At 33.2% G+C, this 19,818-nt stretch carries 11 protein-coding genes and 2 rRNA genes; 9 read left to right on the plus strand and 4 right to left on the minus strand.

All coding sequences use genetic code 4. The features are described from left to right. Positions 1–2: 2 nt before the first annotated feature. From Q8852_RS01360 to Q8852_RS01385, 6 genes are read left to right on the plus strand one after another with little or no spacing between them, the layout of a single operon-like run. Complete coding sequence (locus tag Q8852_RS01360) at positions 3–3,101, plus strand: ABC transporter substrate-binding protein (protein ID WP_305938205.1); 3,099 nt, start codon at positions 3–5, stop codon at positions 3,099–3,101. Further along, on the plus strand, positions 3,102–4,151 hold the full coding sequence (locus tag Q8852_RS01365) for an ABC transporter permease (RefSeq protein WP_369810264.1): 1,050 nt from the start codon (positions 3,102–3,104) through the stop codon (positions 4,149–4,151). 1 nt (position 4,152) lies between these two features. Then, positions 4,153–5,211, plus strand: coding sequence for an ABC transporter permease (locus Q8852_RS01370; protein WP_369810265.1), 1,059 nt, complete (start codon positions 4,153–4,155; stop codon positions 5,209–5,211). A 7-nt stretch (positions 5,212–5,218) separates the two neighbouring features. Further along, a complete protein-coding gene (locus tag Q8852_RS01375) occupies positions 5,219–6,484 on the plus strand; it encodes an ABC transporter ATP-binding protein (RefSeq protein WP_369810266.1) in 1,266 nt (421 codons plus the stop codon). Position 6,485: 1 nt separating this feature from the next. Then, positions 6,486–7,814: an ABC transporter ATP-binding protein gene (locus Q8852_RS01380; RefSeq protein ID WP_305938206.1), complete on the plus strand. Its 1,329-nt coding sequence runs from the start codon at positions 6,486–6,488 to the stop codon at positions 7,812–7,814. A gap of 43 nt (positions 7,815–7,857) precedes the next feature. After that, complete coding sequence (locus tag Q8852_RS01385; protein WP_305938207.1) at positions 7,858–9,618, plus strand: hypothetical protein; 1,761 nt, start codon at positions 7,858–7,860, stop codon at positions 9,616–9,618. A gap of 153 nt (positions 9,619–9,771) precedes the next feature. On the opposite strand, the gene Q8852_RS01390 is transcribed toward Q8852_RS01385, so the two are convergent. From Q8852_RS01390 to Q8852_RS01405, 4 genes are all read right to left on the minus strand, one after another. Next, positions 9,772–10,761: an IS30 family transposase gene (locus Q8852_RS01390; protein WP_305938208.1), complete on the minus strand. Its 990-nt coding sequence runs from the start codon at positions 10,759–10,761 to the stop codon at positions 9,772–9,774. A gap of 177 nt (positions 10,762–10,938) precedes the next feature. Next, positions 10,939–11,766 (minus strand): MAGa7180 family putative nuclease, encoded by an 828-nt coding sequence (locus tag Q8852_RS01395; protein ID WP_305938209.1) that lies wholly within the window; start codon positions 11,764–11,766, stop codon positions 10,939–10,941. 175 nt (positions 11,767–11,941) lie between these two features. After that, positions 11,942–13,267, minus strand: a complete 1,326-nt coding sequence (locus Q8852_RS01400) for an IS30 family transposase (protein ID WP_305938210.1) — start codon at positions 13,265–13,267, stop codon at positions 11,942–11,944. Between the two features lie 136 nt (positions 13,268–13,403). Beyond that, positions 13,404–14,048 (minus strand): hypothetical protein, encoded by a 645-nt coding sequence (locus Q8852_RS01405; protein WP_305938211.1) that lies wholly within the window; start codon positions 14,046–14,048, stop codon positions 13,404–13,406. A 228-nt stretch (positions 14,049–14,276) separates the two neighbouring features. Between Q8852_RS01405 and Q8852_RS01410 the strand changes: the two genes are divergently transcribed. The 3 genes from Q8852_RS01410 (at position 14,277) to Q8852_RS01420 (ending at position 19,807) form a co-directional block, all read left to right on the plus strand. Next, a complete protein-coding gene (locus Q8852_RS01410) occupies positions 14,277–14,687 on the plus strand; it encodes a hypothetical protein (protein ID WP_305938212.1) in 411 nt (136 codons plus the stop codon). Between the two features lie 466 nt (positions 14,688–15,153). Beyond that, positions 15,154–16,661, plus strand: a 16S ribosomal RNA gene (locus Q8852_RS01415). Positions 16,662–16,923: 262 nt separating this feature from the next. Further along, positions 16,924–19,807 (plus strand): 23S ribosomal RNA (locus tag Q8852_RS01420). The 16S and 23S rRNA genes sit together here, the layout of an rRNA operon. The last annotated feature ends 11 nt before the right edge of the window (positions 19,808–19,818 follow it).

Consider the following 19,818-nt stretch of genomic DNA (forward strand, 5'->3'; position numbering starts at 1 on the left):
TGATGAAAACAAAAAATCGTTCCAAAAAGATCTTTAAACTCACATTACTTGCATCAGCTCCTTTAGTCTTAAGTGCGACAACTATAGCATGTACAAGTACAAAAAACGGAGCAGCTCGAGAACATAGAGAAAAGATGATAGTTGATTATGATTTAGGACTTGCAACCGAGCCAATCAATAACCTTAACTATGTTAAATATAAATCAATGGACAAAATTGTTCCATCCTTAGTTGATTCATATTTAAAGGCTGGACCAAGTACTGCACTTAAAAGTCGTCTTGCTTCTAAACGTAGCTACAACTTTGTAATGATGTCTATGCCTGAGGATAAAACATCTGCAAACTTCGACAAATACATGGATAAAAACAAAAAGGTATTAGCAGAAGATAATGGAACTAACAACATTACAACTGCATATTACTCAATTGACCAATTCAATGTTGTTGGGGGACTTGCTGATGATTCAGGTTCTGGAAATAGTGTAAAAACTAAATCAACAATTTATGCTTTCAGAAACCCAAGAAACTCAAATAACTACATGGCTATGACTGGGTTTGTTAATAAAAAGAAAAATAAATGATCTAATGGGGATTATATTAATGCTCAAGATATCCGTGATTATTTAGAATACATTTTAGATTTAAACACAGGATCTCAAAAATTAGACGCTATTAAAAAGTATGGACTTAGAGCTGCAGATAAATTTATCGATGCTCAAAAAGAATATTTAGCAAAATTCAACAAAACCTATAAAAATCCATTTGGACGCAGAAGTTATGTTTATAGTAAGGCACTAAACAGATACATTCAAGATCCAAAAGAACAAGTATATCAATCACAAAATAACGGTGATGAAGCTGAAGTGCAAGCGATTAAGCAAGCTGCTAAAGAACTTGGATTTTACACAGGACAATTATTCTTGGATTATGACAATGAATTTATTGCACAATATATTCATTTAAATCCTAAATTCAACTTAAATGATGAAGTTCAAGATTTTATTATCGGTAAAGATGAAGATGGAAAAGACATCACAATTCAAATTATTAAAAACCCATATGTAAATCCATATCAAACATTTTTAACAGATAAAGGGCTTAAAGGTGAAATTCAATCAATTGCTAAAGATGAAAATTCATTTACTTTAGTATTTGATGAAAACCATACGCCTGACTTAAGTTACTTATTATTTACAATCTTGCATAACTTATTCCCAATTAACCGTAGATATGTTGAAACTGTTGCTGGTGGAATCGATAAATACGGTTCAGAACCAGATAAATTCCTTACTTCAGGACCATTTAAGATTCCTGCTGGAAGAAATGGAATTTTACTTGGACCTAATGGATACATTAATTTAGTAAAGAATAAAGAATACTTTGATGCTGAAAACACAATTTCAAACAAAATTAAAATTATGTTTTCAACTAACAAGAACACTAATGCTTTATTCTTTGAAGATGGATATATTTCACAAACTTATATCCCTGCTTCAAAAATGGTGTCATATTGAGCTGATCCAAAAATCAAGGAATACCTTAACAAAAACCAAGGGTATGGAACTATTGCATTTGGTCTTAACTTAGATTTAGAAACCAATGCAAATAGTTGACTTCAAGATCAAGACTTTAGAAATGCTATTTATTATGCAATTAACCGTGATGATGCTTTAAAATTCGTTGGTTGAGATTTCTCATTCCCAGTTAACACTTGAACAGCATACGGTCAATACAAAACATTTGATGGTAAAAACCTTGAAATGTTCTTTGAAGGTGCGAAATCTAAAGCTAAAAATGATAAAGAATTCCCGTTACAAAACTATGAATATGTAGTTCACATGGCTAAAGGGTTTAATTTTGAAAAAACTAAACGGATTGATTTAGCTTATGATGTTCCAACTGCACAATTCTATATGGATAGATTTAGAAAAAAACATCCAGAATTAAAATCGGTTTCACTTAGATTTTTAAATAATGGACAAGATGAACAAAAGAAAGCTGGTTCATACCTTAAAGAAGCTATGTTAAAAGCTTTTGATGGATTTGTTAACATTGAACTTAAAAGCTTACCAGAAAACATTTTTGCAAGTTTTATTGAAAAAGGTGAATACGACATTATTTACCAAAACTACGATAGAATTGGTGGAAATGGTGCTCAAGATTATGTTTCAGCATTCTTTAAATCAGATGAAATTGATACAATTAACCAAAAAACCATTGGATTTAAAGAAAACCCAGTTGGTTCATACACTTATGCAAATTATGTAGCTGACTTAGTGCTAGAAGAATTAAGCTTACAACACGCTAATGTTTCTCGTTTGAGTCTACTACAAAGAGATATAAATTATATTTCACAAATTATTGCTGCAAATGCTACAATGAATGAAACTTTCCAAAAGGCTTACAATTCAGATAGTGCTTCAGCAATAACAAGTTTTAATGAACAATATGAAAACATTATTAAAGATGAACTTGTTAAATTAAGTGATGTTAAAAACTTATATTCAAATCAATATGTTAGATATTTAGTTGATTACTTAATTTTAGATAAATCATTATCAAATAATGTTTTAAGCGAAGAAAGAAAAAATGTTAGAAGAAGAATTATGCAAGCTAGATTACATTCAGCTTTTGTCTTATTCCTTCCTACATTTATGAGTATTGATCAAATAGCTGATTTAACTAACAATACTCAAGAAAGACTTGAATTTAATCAAGAAAATATATTTAATACTGGGGATAATAAGGCACAACAAAGAAAAGCTCCAAAATTCTGAAATAAATTTATTGAGCTTGCCTTACCAAAATTTGAAGAAAGTGCCTTTGCTTATACTTCAAGAATTTCTTCATTCTTTACAGGAAACTTTAGTGATGAAGAATTAGCAGATAACTGAGAACAATCAGTTGTTTACCAATTTATCGGTGCAATTGAGAAAGTTATTAGAGATGCTGCTATTGTTATTCCTTTAATGGAAGTTGATACTAACTGAGAAGTAACAAAAGTTGGTGGAGTTGATGGATTATATAGATTCTCACTTCAATACGCTTATGATATGACCAGACCACCAAGAGATAATTTACCAAGAACAAGGGAGGGATAGTTGAAAAAGATATTATATGATAATAAAGTTTATACTTTAAGTGATAATAAAGTTATCTTCAAAAATAAAAGAAGTGACGATTTAACACTTAGACAAAGACTTCTTGCTATTGATTCCCCATTTCTTAAAACGTTCTGAAGAGTTTTTAAAATTATTTTAGAATTCTTCATTATTGGTTTTATAGTTATCTCAATTACTTTCTTCCTTATTAACTCAGTTCCAGGTGAAAACCCCTTAACTCAAGGGTTAGATGAAGGAGCTCGTAAAGCTGTTGAAAAGAAATATGGATTAGATCTTCCTTTAATCCAAAGATATTTCAATTACTTAAAAGGTCTATTTACAGGAAACTTTGGAATTTCGCTTTCCTTATTCCCTGGGCAAGACATTAATACCTTTATTTGAGATAGATTTTACAAATCATTCCTTGTTGGTATTTTCTCAGTTATGCTTACTGTAGGGATTGGAATTCCGCTTGGAATTTGAATCGGGAAAAACCCTGGTGGATGAGTAGATAATATTTCTACGGTAATTGTAAGTATTTTCTCTTCAGTGCCTTCAATCATTTTCGCCTTAGTGCTAGTGTTTTTAGGTAGAGCTATCGGTATGCCTTATGTATTTGATCAAGGTAATGTAATTACTTACATCTTACCTGGATTAGCACTTTCACTTGGAAGTATCATTGTTTATATTAAATATATTAGAACTGAATTAAACCGTGAGCTTAACTCAGTTCATGCTAAATTCGCTTACTTAAAAGGTGTTTCAAAAAATAGATTTGTTTGAAAACACGCATTAAAACCTGCTTTATTCCCAATTGCAACATTTTTCCCAGCTGTTATTTTTGGTTCATTTATCGGAAGTATTTTTATCGAACAAATTTTCTTAATCCCTGGATCTGGAGATACTTTACTTCAAGCGATCCAAACTAAAGATTACAACGTTATCTTATTCTTAATTGTTATGTTTGCTTTATTAACGGTGCTTTCATATGCATTCCGTGATATCTTATATGAAGCAATTGACCCTAGAATAAGAAGAAGAGGAGCTTAGAATGGAAAACCAGAATCAAAAACCTAAGAGATCCTTTAAAAAATTTCTAGATAAATGAGCTTCAAACATTAGATACAGAGAAAGTATCGGAAAAACAAATGAGAAAAATATGAGCGATATGTCTGCTCCTAACCCAATTACTCAACCATTTAACTACCAAAGTTGAAAATTGGTTGGAAAAATCATGGATTATGAATCAGACATGCACATGGGGAGTGAAACAAAAGCTTTTAAAGAATTCATTAATAGATTCTCACGTTCATTTGCTGGTGTATTTGGACTTGTTACATTAGTTACGTTAATTTTACTTGCAATCATAATTCCATTTACTACTCAAAACCCTAATGCAACAAGTATTACAGATAAAAACTTAACTTTTAACTCTTATGACCACTTTAATATTTATCACTTCTTTGGTACAGATGATCAAGGAAGGGATTATTGAGCAAGGTTATGATGAGGATTACGTTATTCGATTGCTTTAGCCTTTGTGGTAACTGCAATTGAAGTTGTAATCGGGTTAACTATTGGAATTATGATGGGTCAATTTGAAATGTTTGATAAAATAATGACATTTATTATTAAGGTTATTTCAATTGTGCCTACAATTATTATCTTGATTTTAATGACCATTATTATTTCGCCTAGTTTCTGAGTTATTGTATTTTCACTTTCATTAACTTCATGAACTGGTATGGCTAACCAAATTAGAGCCCAAGTAAAACGTGCTAAATACTTTGAATGAGTGTCAGCATCAAAAATTTTAGGTACTCCAACTTGAAAAGTACTTAAAAATTATGTACCTGTAATTTTACCTATTTTAATTACTCAATTAGTATTTACTATTCCTGGTGTTGTTTTATCAGAAACATCTCTTGCCTTCATTGGACTTGCAATTGAAGATGTTCCAACACTTGGAAACATTATTTCAGATGGACAAAAAGTCTTCCCAGATTATGTAAGATATGTTTTCGTTCCATCTACATTCTTAATTTTAATAACAACAAGTGTGCAATTAATTGGAGCTTCAGTGCAAGATTCATTAAGAAGACAAAGATAGGAGCAATATGTCAAAAAGTTTAGATGAAAAAAATATTGCTAAGAGACAAAAAGAAATTGCTCAAGCTCGCAAAAGACAAAATTCATTAATGCACAAAATTTGAAAAAAACTTGTTGTTTATTTCTCAAATAAATTTTCATTCTTTTCATCACGAAACTTTATGTTTGATTGAGAAGAATTTGAAAAGAATGTTCAATATAAAACCTTACCTAATGGTGAAAAAGTAAAAATAGCTGCTGAAATTATTGATATGAATTTATCATTCACTAACCCTTCGAGACCTGGCGAAAAAAATAAAGTTCTTAGAGGTCCATCAATTCAAATTTATGAAGGTAAAGTGCATGCAATTATTGGTGAATCTGGTTCAGGTAAATCAGTTATTACTTCATTATTGTATGGACTTACTGGAGATAATGCTGTAATTGATTCAGGTGAAGTTAAACTTTACAATAATAATGTTGAAAAATTTACTTTTAAAGATTGAGAAAAATCTCACTACCGTGGAAGAGTAGTTTCTGCTGTCTTCCAAAACCCAATGTCAACACTTAATCCAACTATGAAGGTTGGAACACAAATTATGGAAGGTATGCTGATCAATAAAGTTGTTAAAAACAAAAAAGAAGCATACGAAAGAGCTGTTGAATTCTTAAAATTAACTAAAATTGCTGACCCTGAAGCGGTTATGAAACTTTATCCTCACGAAATGTCTGGGGGTATGATTCAACGGGTTGTTATTGCCGCAATTGTTGCTTTAGAACCTAAAATTTTAGTTATGGATGAACCTACTACAGCTTTAGACCCTACAGTACAGGCACTTGTGCTTGATATTATCAAAGAATTACAAGAAAAACTTAATCTTTCAATTGTCTTTATTACCCACGACCTTGGAGTAGTTGCATCAATTAGTGATTTCATTTCTATTATGTATGCTGGTCAAATTATTGAAGAAGGTACGGCTAAAGAAATTCTTCACTATCCACAACACCCATACACTTGAGGACTTATTTTAAGTATGCCTGATGTTAATAAAGGTGATAGACTCGCAACAATTAGAGGTTCAGTTCCTTCAAATCTAAATAATATTGTTGGAGATGCTTTCGCAGTCAGAAATGACTACGCTCTAGGAATAGACTTCCAAGAAGAACCTAAATTCTATTACGTTTCAGAAACACATAGAGTTAAATCAGCACTTTTAGATGACCGTGCACCAGAATATACACCACCAATGCATATTCAAAAATTATGAAAGGAGTTTTTAGAACAGTCTAAATAATATGAGTAAACCATATATTGAAACAAAAAGAAAATTCCTTTTTTGAAAAGAAAAATTAATCCGTATAGATACACCTGGCGTTGAAGAAATGCTTAAAGTCCCTGCAGATAAAGAAGTTTTAGCATCATTAAGAAATGTTGATATTACTTATGGAGCTGGTGCAAAAGCTTTCCGTGCTGTAGTAGATATGAATATGAATATTTACCGTGGAGAAGTTCTTGGACTTGTTGGTGAATCTGGTTCAGGAAAAAGTACAATTGGACGTGCTATTATTGGGCTAACACCACATAGTTTTGGTCAAATTCATATTTTAGATAAATTACTACCTAAAAAAATGAATCGTGGATTCAAAGTTGGTAAAAAACTAAAAGAATATAAAGCGATTGAAAACTTCATGGTTAATAAAGTCCAAATGATCTTCCAAGATCCTGCAAACTCACTTAACCCGCATATAAATGTTGAAGCAGTTGTTTCAGAAGGCTTAACAAATACTAAAAATGCTAGAGAAATTTATTTATTCAACATTGATCAAGATGTTGCAAAAGAATTATTTAGCAAATGAATTACACCTGATATTTATGCTGAATACTATGTTTCAACCAAACAAAATTTAGATGCTGATATTGCTGAAAATGAGAATGTAGCATATCAAGCTTTATATGTAGACTTTTTAGAAATTATTGATAGAAACCCTACATTACAAGAAGCAACAGATTACTTAAAAGAAGCTAAAAAACATAGAGATTCTCTTGCTGATTTATCTGAAAAAGAATGTAAAAGAATCCTTGTTCGTGATATTTTAAAGAGTGTTGGACTTGATGAATCAGTTTTAAAACGTTATCCACTTGAATTCTCAGGAGGACAACAACAACGGATTGGTATTTCACGTGCTGTGGTACTAAGACCTTCACTTTTAATTGCTGACGAACCAATTTCAGCTCTTGACGTTTCTATTCAAGCTCAAGTTGTAAACATTTTTAATGAATTAAAAGAAAAATACAACTTAACAATTCTATTTATTGCCCATGACTTACGTATGGTTGAATATATTTCTGACCGTATCGCAGTTATGAATAAAGGTAGATTACTAGAAATAGGAACTACTGAAGAAATAATGAATCATTCATTACACCCTTATACAAAATCACTTCTAGAAGCAGTGCCTTCAATTGAAGGTGAAAAAGGAAGTTTAATCGGTTATACTTATAACCCCGCAATTCATGGATATGATGATGAAAATCAACCTGAATGAATTAAAATAAATGATAATCACTTTATACTAGCTACAGAACCAGAGTTAGAAGAGTGAAAAGCTGGTATATATAAATAATTAAAAAATAAAATATAATTTTAGAGAAATAAGAAAGGAAAACATGAAAAAAATAAAAACATTACTAATTTCACTTGCTGGTGCTAGTGCTGCAACACTACCTTTGATAGCAATCGCATGTCAAGATAAAGATAGTACAGAAAAAAAGCAGCAACAAGAAGCGATTAAAAACGCAACAGCAAATGCACAACTAGCTGCAGAAATAAAAACCTCAGAAATTTATCCTTCAAGTCTTAAAGAAAAAAACTTAACTTTACAACTTCAACAAAACGATTTATTTAACGTAAAACTTATCTCACTTGATAAAGATGATGTAAAAGGCAAAGTTATAATTAAGTATGAACTTAAGTCTAAAAAATTTGCTGATATTTCAGAAACAAAAGAATTAGAATTAAGTAATTTTAAAAGCCTTAATAAATTAGTCGACTCATTATCAGGAGAAGTAAAAAATCAAAATACAACAACTATTGATGATGCTGTACAATTAATTAATCAAGATTCTAAGAATTTAATCGTAAAAGGTTTAGAACAAGGGATTTCTTTCCAAATAACTAAACCAGCAGTAAAAACTAATGTAGCTGATAAGGAAGTTATAAAAGTTTCAATTGCAATTTTCAAAGCTAATAACCCTGAATTAAAGTCAAAAGAAACAGAATTACAAATTTCTAACTTTTATATCGGTAAGATAGAAGATATCAAAAAAACAATTGCAATTAAAGCAATTAATGATTATTCAAAAACATTATCTCTTGCTGTTGAAAATAAAGAAACAAAATTAATTTCTGATTTAACACATGATGAAATTAAGCTTATTTCAAGTTCTGATGCAGAAATTCAAAATAAATACACAACTCAAATTAAGGAATTTCGTGCAAAAGCAGATACTACTACATTAGAAGTAGTAATTGAAATTACTAAAACAGGCACTGAAATCCACAGTGAATTTGTTTTAGAATTACCAGGATTCGCTGCTAAAAAATCAGAATCAGAAATTATCAATGATAAAAATGATGCTGATTTACAAACTAATTTAAATGATTTAAAAGTAGAAATACCTGAAAAAGCTAAATTATATCCATCAAGAGTAACTGTTGAAAATATTAAATTTAGTGGATATAATTCTGAAAAATACTTAGCTAAAGTGTTGGGAATTACACCTAAATATTCTGCTGTAAACTTTAAAGGAATATTAACAAAGCAAACTTCACAAGTTATTGTAAATGTAGAATTATCTTTAATATCAAATCCACAAATTAAAGAATCTAAACAATATATTATTGACAAGCTTAAAGTAATCCCTTCAGTAAGTACAAAAACTGTGTCGTTATTAAATACATACCCACTTAAAAGTACTGAAAGAGAAGGGATTCGTTCTGAAGATCCTAAAAATGCTTCATTACATTTTGAAACACCAGTGCTTAATTTAATGAAAGCTCCGTCTAAATATGTTTATGTATCTGCTGAAGCTCCAGAGATAGATAAAAAAGATCCATATTTTGTTTATAAAACAAGTTTAAAAGACTTAAGAAATATGATAGTAAGTAAAATGTTCAACCCTGCTGGACCTGAAAAAATCCACACATTCCATATGAATGTTATTCAATCAATGCAATTATATGTAAGTCGAATTATTTATACAATTGATAGACAAATATTATCAAAAGAACCAATTGAAGAATACTACACATTAATTAATGGTCCAAAAGTTACTATCACAAGTACAACAAATCCAGCAAATTATGCTGAAAACATCAATAAATATATCTATATGAAGGAAAATTTAAAGAACAACGGAAATGTTTAACAAAAAATGTGAGTTAATAGCTCACATTTTTTCTTAATTGCAATGTGCATTGCAACAGAAAAAATATCTGGAAAAATTCCGGATATTTTTTAAACCCCTAAAATTTACTTTTATTTTTAAAAAATTTGTTTTTTGCTGTATTCGATTTTCTTTTTAAATTGTTTCTGATAAAAAGCGTTCATCACCTGGTATTGGTGTCCATTTATCCTTATAATAATTTCAGTCATAGAATAGTTCATCAGCTGATTGTCAATCGAAAATTTCCCTAGGCATATTATTTATTTCATTTTGTACAGCCAATATTTCTTCTTCAGAAATATTATTAAAATTTGTGCCTTTTGGAAAGAATCTTCTAACTAAACCATTAAAGTTTTCGTTTCCTCCTTTTTGAAATGAAGCATATGGGTCTGCACGATAAATAATAATTTGAAGCCTATATCCTAGATAAAAAAGTTTTGAGAACTCAAATCCATTATCAGCTGTTATGCTTTTAACATTTAATTGTTTTTCTCTAATTAAATTTCATAAAACCTCTGCAACATTTCATGGATTTTTACCCTTTATCTTTTTAATTATTCCGTATCTTGTTTTTCTTTCTGTAAAAGTTAACAAGTTATAGTTTTCCTTTCCGGATTTTCCAACGATAAAATCAACTTCTCAATGACCGAATTCTGACCTATCATTTATTTTCTGAGGTCTAGTTCAAAATGGTCTAACTCATCTTGCACCAACTGAGAATTCAACTGCACTCTTAGTTCTTTTTCCTCCTTTTTTATAATGACGTCTCAACCTATCTTCTTTTGTTATTTCTCAAGCGTTTGAATTTATCCAATTAAAAACAGTTCTATATGAAGGAAATTCAAAATTATAATTAAACTTAATATATGTATGTGTCAGTTTAACTCCAAATGAACGTTTGTTAAATTTATCTATAAAAACATTTGTAAAATTTGGATATTTTTCGATTTTATTGCGCAACTTAAAATAATATTTTCACTTATTTCTCATATCATGTTTATATTGTGCGTATTCAGCCGTATACCCGTATAAATCAGCATTGTATGTAATTTCTCTAGATATAGAGCTCTTTGAAAATCCAGTAATTTTCGCAATTTCAGATATACTAAAATTTTCTTTTAACAAAGCTTCTATTACACATCTTACTTTTGCTGTAATTCTTGTATAATGTATGCGAAATCCTTTCTCAGGGGTTTTCAGTGGAGCGCAAAAAAGTGCTCCACTTTTATTATAAACTAATAAAAGTGTTGCACTGCATATTGCAATCGAGCAAAAATGTGAGTTAATAGCTCACATTTTTTGTTATGGTTTGATATCAGGATCGGCCTTGCCTTGGGCTTTTCATTTATTTAGTAATGCTTCTCACTCCTCAAATGTGCTGCATTCTAAATATTCTAATTGGTCAGCATTCGCTGAAAGGTCAAATTTTGGTGAAATTTTTGTGTTAGTATAAAAGTTGTATCAATTCTTGATTTTTTCAATATCATCTAATGCGTCTTGCTTATTGAGTTTAAAGGCATAAGTTTGTAATGAACGAGTTGCTAAATCAATATTTTCCGGTGTTTCATAATCACCTAATTCAGGTTTTAGAAATAAAGCTACAATAGCATAAGAATCAGCACCTTTTAAATAAGCATAAAGTTGAGCTTGTTTACGATAAGAAACATCCACACCTTCTTTTGCTCAAATTTCTTTTTTCTTTTCTTGTGCAGTTTTAATTTCCAAAATCATGTTTTTATTTGGTAAAAATCCATCAGGAACCCCACCAATAATTGGATCGGAAGCAAAATAATCGTAATTAAATTTAGCAGCTTCAAAGTTTTGTACTTCTACTCCAGGCATTTTTGATCTTAAATAATCAAAAATTCTAGGTTCAAGCACTACTCCAGCATGAACATATTTTTGAGTTAATACTGGGAGTTTTAATCTAGTGATATGACAAAAGGCGTTAAATTCGTTTTTAAAAGCATCTTTAATTAAAATGTCTGGAATTGAACTTCCACCCATTTTTTTATATTTCTCAAATTGATTTTGTGAATGTAAAGCTTGATATAAATGATCACTTAAAATCACTACTTGATTTTGATAATCAATACTATAGTCTTTTTTATTAAATAATTTTCTCGGCATATAATAATTTTAACATTCTTATAAAAAAATAGGATTAATTAAAAGATTGGCTTTCTACTTAATGTGTAATTTCATAAAATGTGAAAATTCTTTTTAAATTTTATCAAGTTTTTAAAAAATGGGTATGTTAAAATACACGACAGGGTCGTTTCGGCTTATTTTTTGAGCCAATTTTTTAAATTTTTGTGTAATTTTTAAATAATTCAAATGGTGAAATTCTAACTGGATATTGACTATTTTCAAAGTAATAATTTCGTTTATCTTTATTAATTGAATCAATTAATTCAAATATGAAATTTTCACAAATAAACTGTGGTTCATAACCTTTTGGAATAATCTTTCTAATCTCTTTATGTGCGTTTTCTAAACTTCCTTTTTGTCATGAAGAATAAGGGTCACATACATAAAATTCTTTTATGGATTTTACTTTATGAAGTTCAGAATTTTCTAAACCATTGTCCATTGTTAAAGTTAGAATTTTCAAGCTATATTTGCATATCAGCTTTTCAAGCGCTAATCTGACGGAGACTGCATCTCTTTTAGAATACATCGCAAATAACATTCTAGTTTTTCTTTCTAGCAATGTAACTAAGCAATATTTACTTGTCTTTTTGAACTGAACAGTATCTATTTCATAGTGTCCAAATTCTTCTCTTATATTTATTTTTTCTGAACGCTCGTGAACACTTTTTGCAAATTTTAATTTAGATTTAATTTTTGCTTTTTTAGGTTTCTTTAGTCTGCTTTTTGCGATTCCATACTTTCTTTTTAAAGTAAGTATTTTATATTCAAAATCAACATAATATCTGTCGATATATTCATAAAAGCCCTGTACGGTAGGAATAAAAACATTTTGTAGATTATTTTCTTTTACATAATCCTCAAACTTATCTAATATTTTTTGCAACGAAGTTTTTCTATAATAAACAAGTTGTTCGCTTGTTAGTCTTTTCTTTTCGGCTGTTGTTAAACTTCTATATTCTTTATGTTTGGAAATTCAATCTTGCGTAAATTTGTGTAATGGTTTTCATTTTTCTAATGATGTTATTCTTTTTCCATCCAAGGTATTTTCTCTTGTATAGATTTTTGATTTGGTTCATTCGTTTATTGAAAGGTACGAAAAAGCACCAACATGTCTTTTGCAAATTTTGCAGAATAATGATGTTTGGACTTTATACTCCTCAGATGCTTTTTCAATTTGTTCCCTAATGGTTTTAATATCACAAGACATTTGTCTTGAAATCTCTAAAAGACTTCATTCATCTTTTAATTTATTGAACAAATCTTTCATTTTTTCTATTGTAAATTCTCTAGGTGAATACTGTTTGATATTTTGAATTTTAGTATTTAACATCTTAAGTTTTGATTTATCTAAATACGGTCTTAAGACGTAATGACTATAACGAGTTGTAAATTCAGTTGAGTATTTTGAATTTCTAGATTTAGCTCTAAATTTCAAACAAATTAAATTATTTTGGTAATGTTTTGCGTTTGATAGCATATAATAATAGTGCCTCCTTTAGTATTTTTGAATTTACACACTTATTTTACATTAAGGAGACGAAAAAACATCGGAATCTTACTAATTAGTAGGAAACCGATGTTTTAATTTTGCTTATAAAAAAATAGTCAAGTGACTATTTGTTAATGTGATTTCTAATAATAACATCAGCGATAACTTTGACATTGTCAAATTTTGGATATCATTCAAAATCAATTAAAGTATTTTGAGGAACAATTTCATCAAAACAAATATTAACTAGCTTATCAAAACTTGTTTCAGTTGAGTTGTTGTCAACTCCCTCAACAAATTTGGTTGGATCCATGAATTTTTCAATTCTAATTGCAAGAATTTTAACTTCATCGCCTTCTTTAACGCATTGTTCAAGTTTATTTTTGTTTCCTTTAAAGTAGTCTAACTCATTTGGAAATCTTAAATCATCAATAATGAATAAACTGTTTAAGTTTTCTTTAGATGAGTTTTGCATAATTTCTTCGATTTTATCAAATACTTTAGCACATCAAACATTTGAATCAATCTTTCTACCAACTTCACCCATAGCGATTCAAAGTGGTCTAACGATTTCTTTATCAACTCCATCTCATTTAATTTCGTCTAAAATAGGTTGAGTAATTTGTTTAATTGGTTGAGCAAAAGATAAAATGTGAATATTATTATCATATTGTTCTTTTAATTTATTAGATAATTCAGTACTTAAAAGCCCTTTTCCACTTCTTCTTTTACCATTAATAAGTATTACTAAGTGTCTATTTTTTTTCATAACTGTTCCTCTTTCTTTCAATGATTATTTATTTAATTTTTTGTATTTGTGTTTTGTTATTATACAAGGAATTTTTTATAGATTTATTGAATAATGTAAAAAAATTACTAAATATGAAAATCAAATTTCCATATTCCATTTTTTGTGAAAATTTAAAACTTTTTAGATATACATAAGAAAAAATAATGTATTATTCTAATGTATACTTTTTAAAATGAAAGGATTGATATGAAACTTAAAAATAAATTGTTTCTAATTGCTGCTCCATTAGCATTAGCAACTCCATTTGCGGTCGCTGCTTGTTCTAAAGAAAAAGCAGAAGATAACAAACCGAAAGTTGACCCTGAAGTAATTAAACTTTTAATAGACGCTATCAAAAATATTCAAGCTAAAGCTAAAGATAATTTTGATGCAAGCAATCCACAAACTTCACAAATTCAATTAGTTGGATATGACACAAATAAATTTGAAGTAATTATTAATTCTATTACAACTCAAGCTATTAATAATAGTTATGAAGTAAAGTATACTTTAATTGAAAAACAACAAAATAACACTGAAAATAACAGTGATAATACAGCAGCAAATAAAGCTCAAGGAGTAGTTACTTTATTAATTGCTCCATCAGATAAAAAATAAAAAAAATTTTGTTTGATGTTTTAATTTTGATGCTATAATAATAACACTTGTTGAGTAAGCAAGTGATAAAGTTCTTTGAAAACTAGATATATACAATGTACATGACAGTCAATTTTTTCGAGAGTTTGATCCTGGCTCAGGATGAACGCTGGCTGTGTGCCTAATACATGCATGTCGAGCGGAGTTCTTCGGAACTTAGCGGCGAATGGGTGAGTAACACGTACTTAACGTACCTCTTAGATTGGGATAACGGTGAGAAATCACCGCTAATACCGGATACTTATAAAGAAGGCATCTTCTTTATATAAAAGGAGCTCTCAAGCTCCACTAGGAGATCGGGGTGCGGAACATTAGTTAGTTGGTGAGGTAATGGCTCACCAAGACTCTATAATAATAACACTTGTTGAGTAAGCAAGTGATAAAGTTCTTTGAAAACTAGATATATACAATGTACATGACAGTCAATTTTTTCGAGAGTTTGATCCTGGCTCAGGATGAACGCTGGCTGTGTGCCTAATACATGCATGTCGAGCGGAGTTCTTCGGAACTTAGCGGCGAATGGGTGAGTAACACGTACTTAACGTACCTCTTAGATTGGGATAACGGTGAGAAATCACCGCTAATACCGGATACTTATAAAGAAGGCATCTTCTTTATATAAAAGGAGCTCTCAAGCTCCACTAGGAGATTGGGGTGCAGAACATTAGTTAGTTGGTGAGGTAATGGCTCACCAAGACTATGATGTTTAACGGGGTTGAGAGACTAATCCGTCACACTGGGACTGAGATACGGCCCAGACTCCTACGGGAGGCAGCAGTAGGGAATTTTCCACAATGGGCGAAAGCCTGATGGAGCGACACAGCGTGCAGGATGAAGGCCTTCGGGTTGTAAACTGCTGTTATTTAGGATGAAAAATAGTAGAGGAAATGCTATTATCTTGACAGTACTAAATCAGAAAGCAACGGCTAACTATGTGCCAGCAGCCGCGGTAATACATAGGTTGCAAGCGTTATCCGGAATTATTGGGCGTAAAGCGTCTGTAGGTTGTTTATTAAGTCTGGCGTCAAAACTTGGGGCTCAACCCCAAATCGCGTTGGATACTGATAAACTAGAATTGTGTAGAGGTTAACGGAATTCCTTGTGAAGCGGTGAAATGCGTAGATATAAGGAAGAACATCAACTTGGCGAAGGCAGTTAACTGGGCACATATTGACACTGAGAGACGAAAGCGTGGGGAGCAAACAGGATTAGATACCCTGGTAGTCCACGCCGTAAACGATGATGATTAGCTGATGGGAACCATTGGCGCAGCTGAACGCATTAAATCATCCGCCTGAGTAGTATGCTCGCAAGAGTGAAACTTAAAGGAATTGACGGGGATTTGCACAAGCGGTGGAGCATGTGGTTTAATTTGAAGATACGCGTAGAACCTTACCCACTCTTGACATCTTCTGCGAAGCTATAGAGATATAGTGGAGGTTAACAGAATGACAGATGGTGCATGGTTGTCGTCAGCTCGTGTCGTGAGATGTTCGGTTAAGTCCTGCAACGAGCGCAACCCTTGTCCTTAGTTAAATATCCTAAGGAGACTGCCCGGGTAACTGGGAGGAAGGTGGGGACGACGTCAAATCATCATGCCTCTTACGAGTGGGGCAACACACGTGCTACAATGGACGGTACAAAGAGAAGCAATATGGCGACATGGAGCAAATCTCAAAAACCGTTTCTCAGTTCGGATTGTAGTCTGCAACTCGACTACATGAAGTCGGAAATCGCTAGTAATCGTAGATCAGCTACGCTACGGTGAATACGTTCTCGGGTCTTGTACACACCGCCCGTCACACCATGGGAGCTGGTAATGCCCGAAGTCGGTTTAGTCAACTACGGAGACAACTGCCTAAGGCAGGACTGGTGACTGGGGTGAAGTCGTAACAAGGTATCCCTACGAGAACGTGGGGATGGATTACCTCCTTTCTACGGAGTACACATAAACAATATTTTTATTGTTACTTAATTACCTTATTTTATAAATTATTTCGTCATGGGATATATCTAGTTTTGAGAGGATTTTCTCTCTATGTTCTTTGAAAACTGAATAGTAAAGATATTAATATAACAACGACATCAAAAAATAAATTAGTCAATTTGTTTTGTGATACCGAGAAATTATTAGAAATAATAATTCGTTAAAATGTCTTTGAATACATCAACAACAATAGGAAAATATTGTTACAACTTTTAAATAAGTAAGAGTTTGTGGTGGATGCCTTGGGTCTGAAAGTCGATGAAGGACGTGATTACCTGCGATAAGCCTCGTGGAGCTGGATATAAGCAACGAAACGGGGATTTCCGAATGGGGAAACCTAACTAGAGTAATGTCTAGTTGCATTGGAATGAATAAAATAGTTCCATTAGCGAGACACGTTGTGAACTGAAACATCTTAGTAGCAACAGGAAGAGAAAATAAAAATGATTTCATCAGTAGCGGCGAGTGAACGTGAAAGAGCCCAAACCAGTTTTTTAAACTGGGGTTGTAGGACTATCTACATAAAGTTACAAATCTTTGTTATAGCAGAATAGTTTGGGAAAACTAAGCATAGAGGGTGATACTCCCGTATGCGAAATAGCAAGGACTTTTGATAGTATCCTGAGTAGGGCGGGGCACGTGAAACCCTGTCTGAATCTGCCGGGACCATCCGGTAAGGCTAAATACTAATCAGACACCGATAGTGAACTAGTACCGTGAGGGAAAGGTGAAAAGAACCCCGGGAGGGGAGTGAAATAGAATCTGAAACCACTTACTTACAATTAGTCAGAGCCCGTTAATGGGTGATGGCGTACATCTTGCAGTATGGACCGGCGAGTTATGTTAACATGCGAGGTTAAGCGGAAAAAAGCGGAGCCGTAGAGAAATCGAGTCTTAATAGGGCGACTAGTATGTTGATATATACCCGAAACCATGTGATCTATTCATGAGCAGGCTGAAGCTTGGTTAATCCCAAGTGGAGGGCCGAACCGTAGTACGCTGAAAAGTGCCCGGATGACTTGTGAATAGCGGAGAAATTCCAATCGAACTTGGAGATAGCTGGTTCTCCTCGAAATAGCTTTAGGGCTAGCGTGTGATGTTAAGCTTTGATGGTAGAGCACTGAATATGGAATGGCCACGTCTAGTGGTACTGACTATAATCAAACTCCGAATATCATTGTGTATTATCATGCAGTCGGAACCGGGGTGCTAACGTCCCGGCTCGCGAGGGCAACAACCCAGATCGTCGGCTAAGGTCCCAAAATCGTGTTAAGTCAGAAAGGTTGTGAGATTTCATAAACAACTAGGAGGTTGGCTTAGAAGCAGCCACCCTTTAAAGAGTGCGTAATAGCTCACTAGTCAAGAGATCTTGCGCCCATAATGTAACGGGAGTAAAACACGATACCGAAGCCACGGGTACATTTAGTACGTTAGAGGAGCGTTCTTAATGCGGCGAAGTCAGACCGTGAGGACTGGTGGAGCGTTAAGAAGTGAGAATGCCGGTATGAGTAACGATTTGAGGTGAGAATCCTCAACGCCTATTGGGAAAGGTTTCCTGGGGAAGGTTCGTCCACCCAGGGTTAGTCAGGACCTAAGGAGAGGCTGAAAAGCGTATCCGATGGACAACAGGTTAATATTCCTGTACTACCTGCGTAAGTGATGGAGTGACGAAGAAGGATAGCACTACCCATTATTGGATTTGGGGGTAAGCAACAACTGGTGAGATTAGTTAAATGCGGTCTCTATAACTGGGAGTTGTGATGCATAGCTACTTGTAGCAAATTGTGTGATTTCATACTTCCTAGAAAAGCTTCTAAACGTTATAACACAAAAGGTACCTGTACCGAGAACGGACACACGTTCCCAAGATGAGTATTCTAAGGCGAGCGAGAAAACCAATGTTAAGGAACTCTGCAAATTAACCCCGTAAGTTCGCGAGAAGGGTGCCGACTTTTGTCGGCCACAGTAAATTGTGAGGGGCAACTGTTTATCAAAAACACAGCTCTCTGCTAAATCGTAAGATGAAGTATAGGGGGTGAAGCCTGCCCAGTGCCCGAAGGTTAAGCGGATTTGTTAGCTTATGCGAAGCATTGAAGTGAAGCCCGGGTGAACGGCGGCCGTAACTATAACGGTCCTAAGGTAGCGAAATTCCTTGTCGGCTAAATACTGACCTGCACGAAAGGCGCAATAATCTCTCAACTGTCTCAACATTGGACTCGGTGAAATTATGGTCCAGTGAAAACGCTGGTACCCGCATCAAGACGAAAAGACCCCATGGAGCTTTACTACAACTTCGTATTGAAACTTGGCCTAACATGTGTAGGATAGGTGGGAGACAATGAGGCTAGGACGCTAGTTCTAGATTAGTCGACCTTGAAATACCACCCTTGGTATGTTGAGTTTCTAACCTGCTACCGTTATCCGGTAGGGGACAGTGCGTGGTGGGTAGTTTGACTGGGGCGGTTGCCTCCTAAAAGGTAACGGAGGCGTTCAAAGGTACACTCAATACGGTCAGAAACCGTATGCAGAGCGCAAAGGTAGAAGTGTGCTTGACTGCGAGACCTACAAGTCGAGCAGGTGCGAAAGCAGGACTTAGTGATCCGGCTGTACGTCATGGAACGGCAGTCGCTCAACGGATAAAAGTTACCCTGGGGATAACAGGCTTATCTTGCCCAAGAGATCACATCGACGGCAAGGTTTGGCACCTCGATGTCGGCTCATCGCATCCTGGAGCTGGAGTCGGTTCCAAGGGTTTGGCTGTTCGCCAATTAAAGCGGTACGCGAGCTGGGTTCAGAACGTCGTGAGACAGTTCGGTCCCTATCTGATGTGGGCGTTGGAATATTGATGAGAGCTGCTCTTAGTACGAGAGGACCGGAGTGGACGTACCGCTGGTGTTCCAGTTGTTCCGCCAGGAGCATAGCTGGGTAGCTAAGTACGGAAGGGATAACCGCTGAAAGCATCTAAGTGGGAAGCCTCCTCAGAGATAAGTATTCCCTTGAAATTCCTTGTAGACTACGAGGTTGATAGGATGGAAGTGTAAGTGTAGTAATACATTTAGCTGACCATTACTAATAAATTGAAAGGTTTAAAAGTTAATGTATTCA

It is taken from the genome of Mycoplasma seminis (genome assembly GCF_030718845.1).
GTDB classification, from domain to species: Bacteria; Bacillota_I; Bacilli_A; order Mycoplasmatales; family Metamycoplasmataceae; genus Mycoplasmopsis; species Mycoplasmopsis seminis.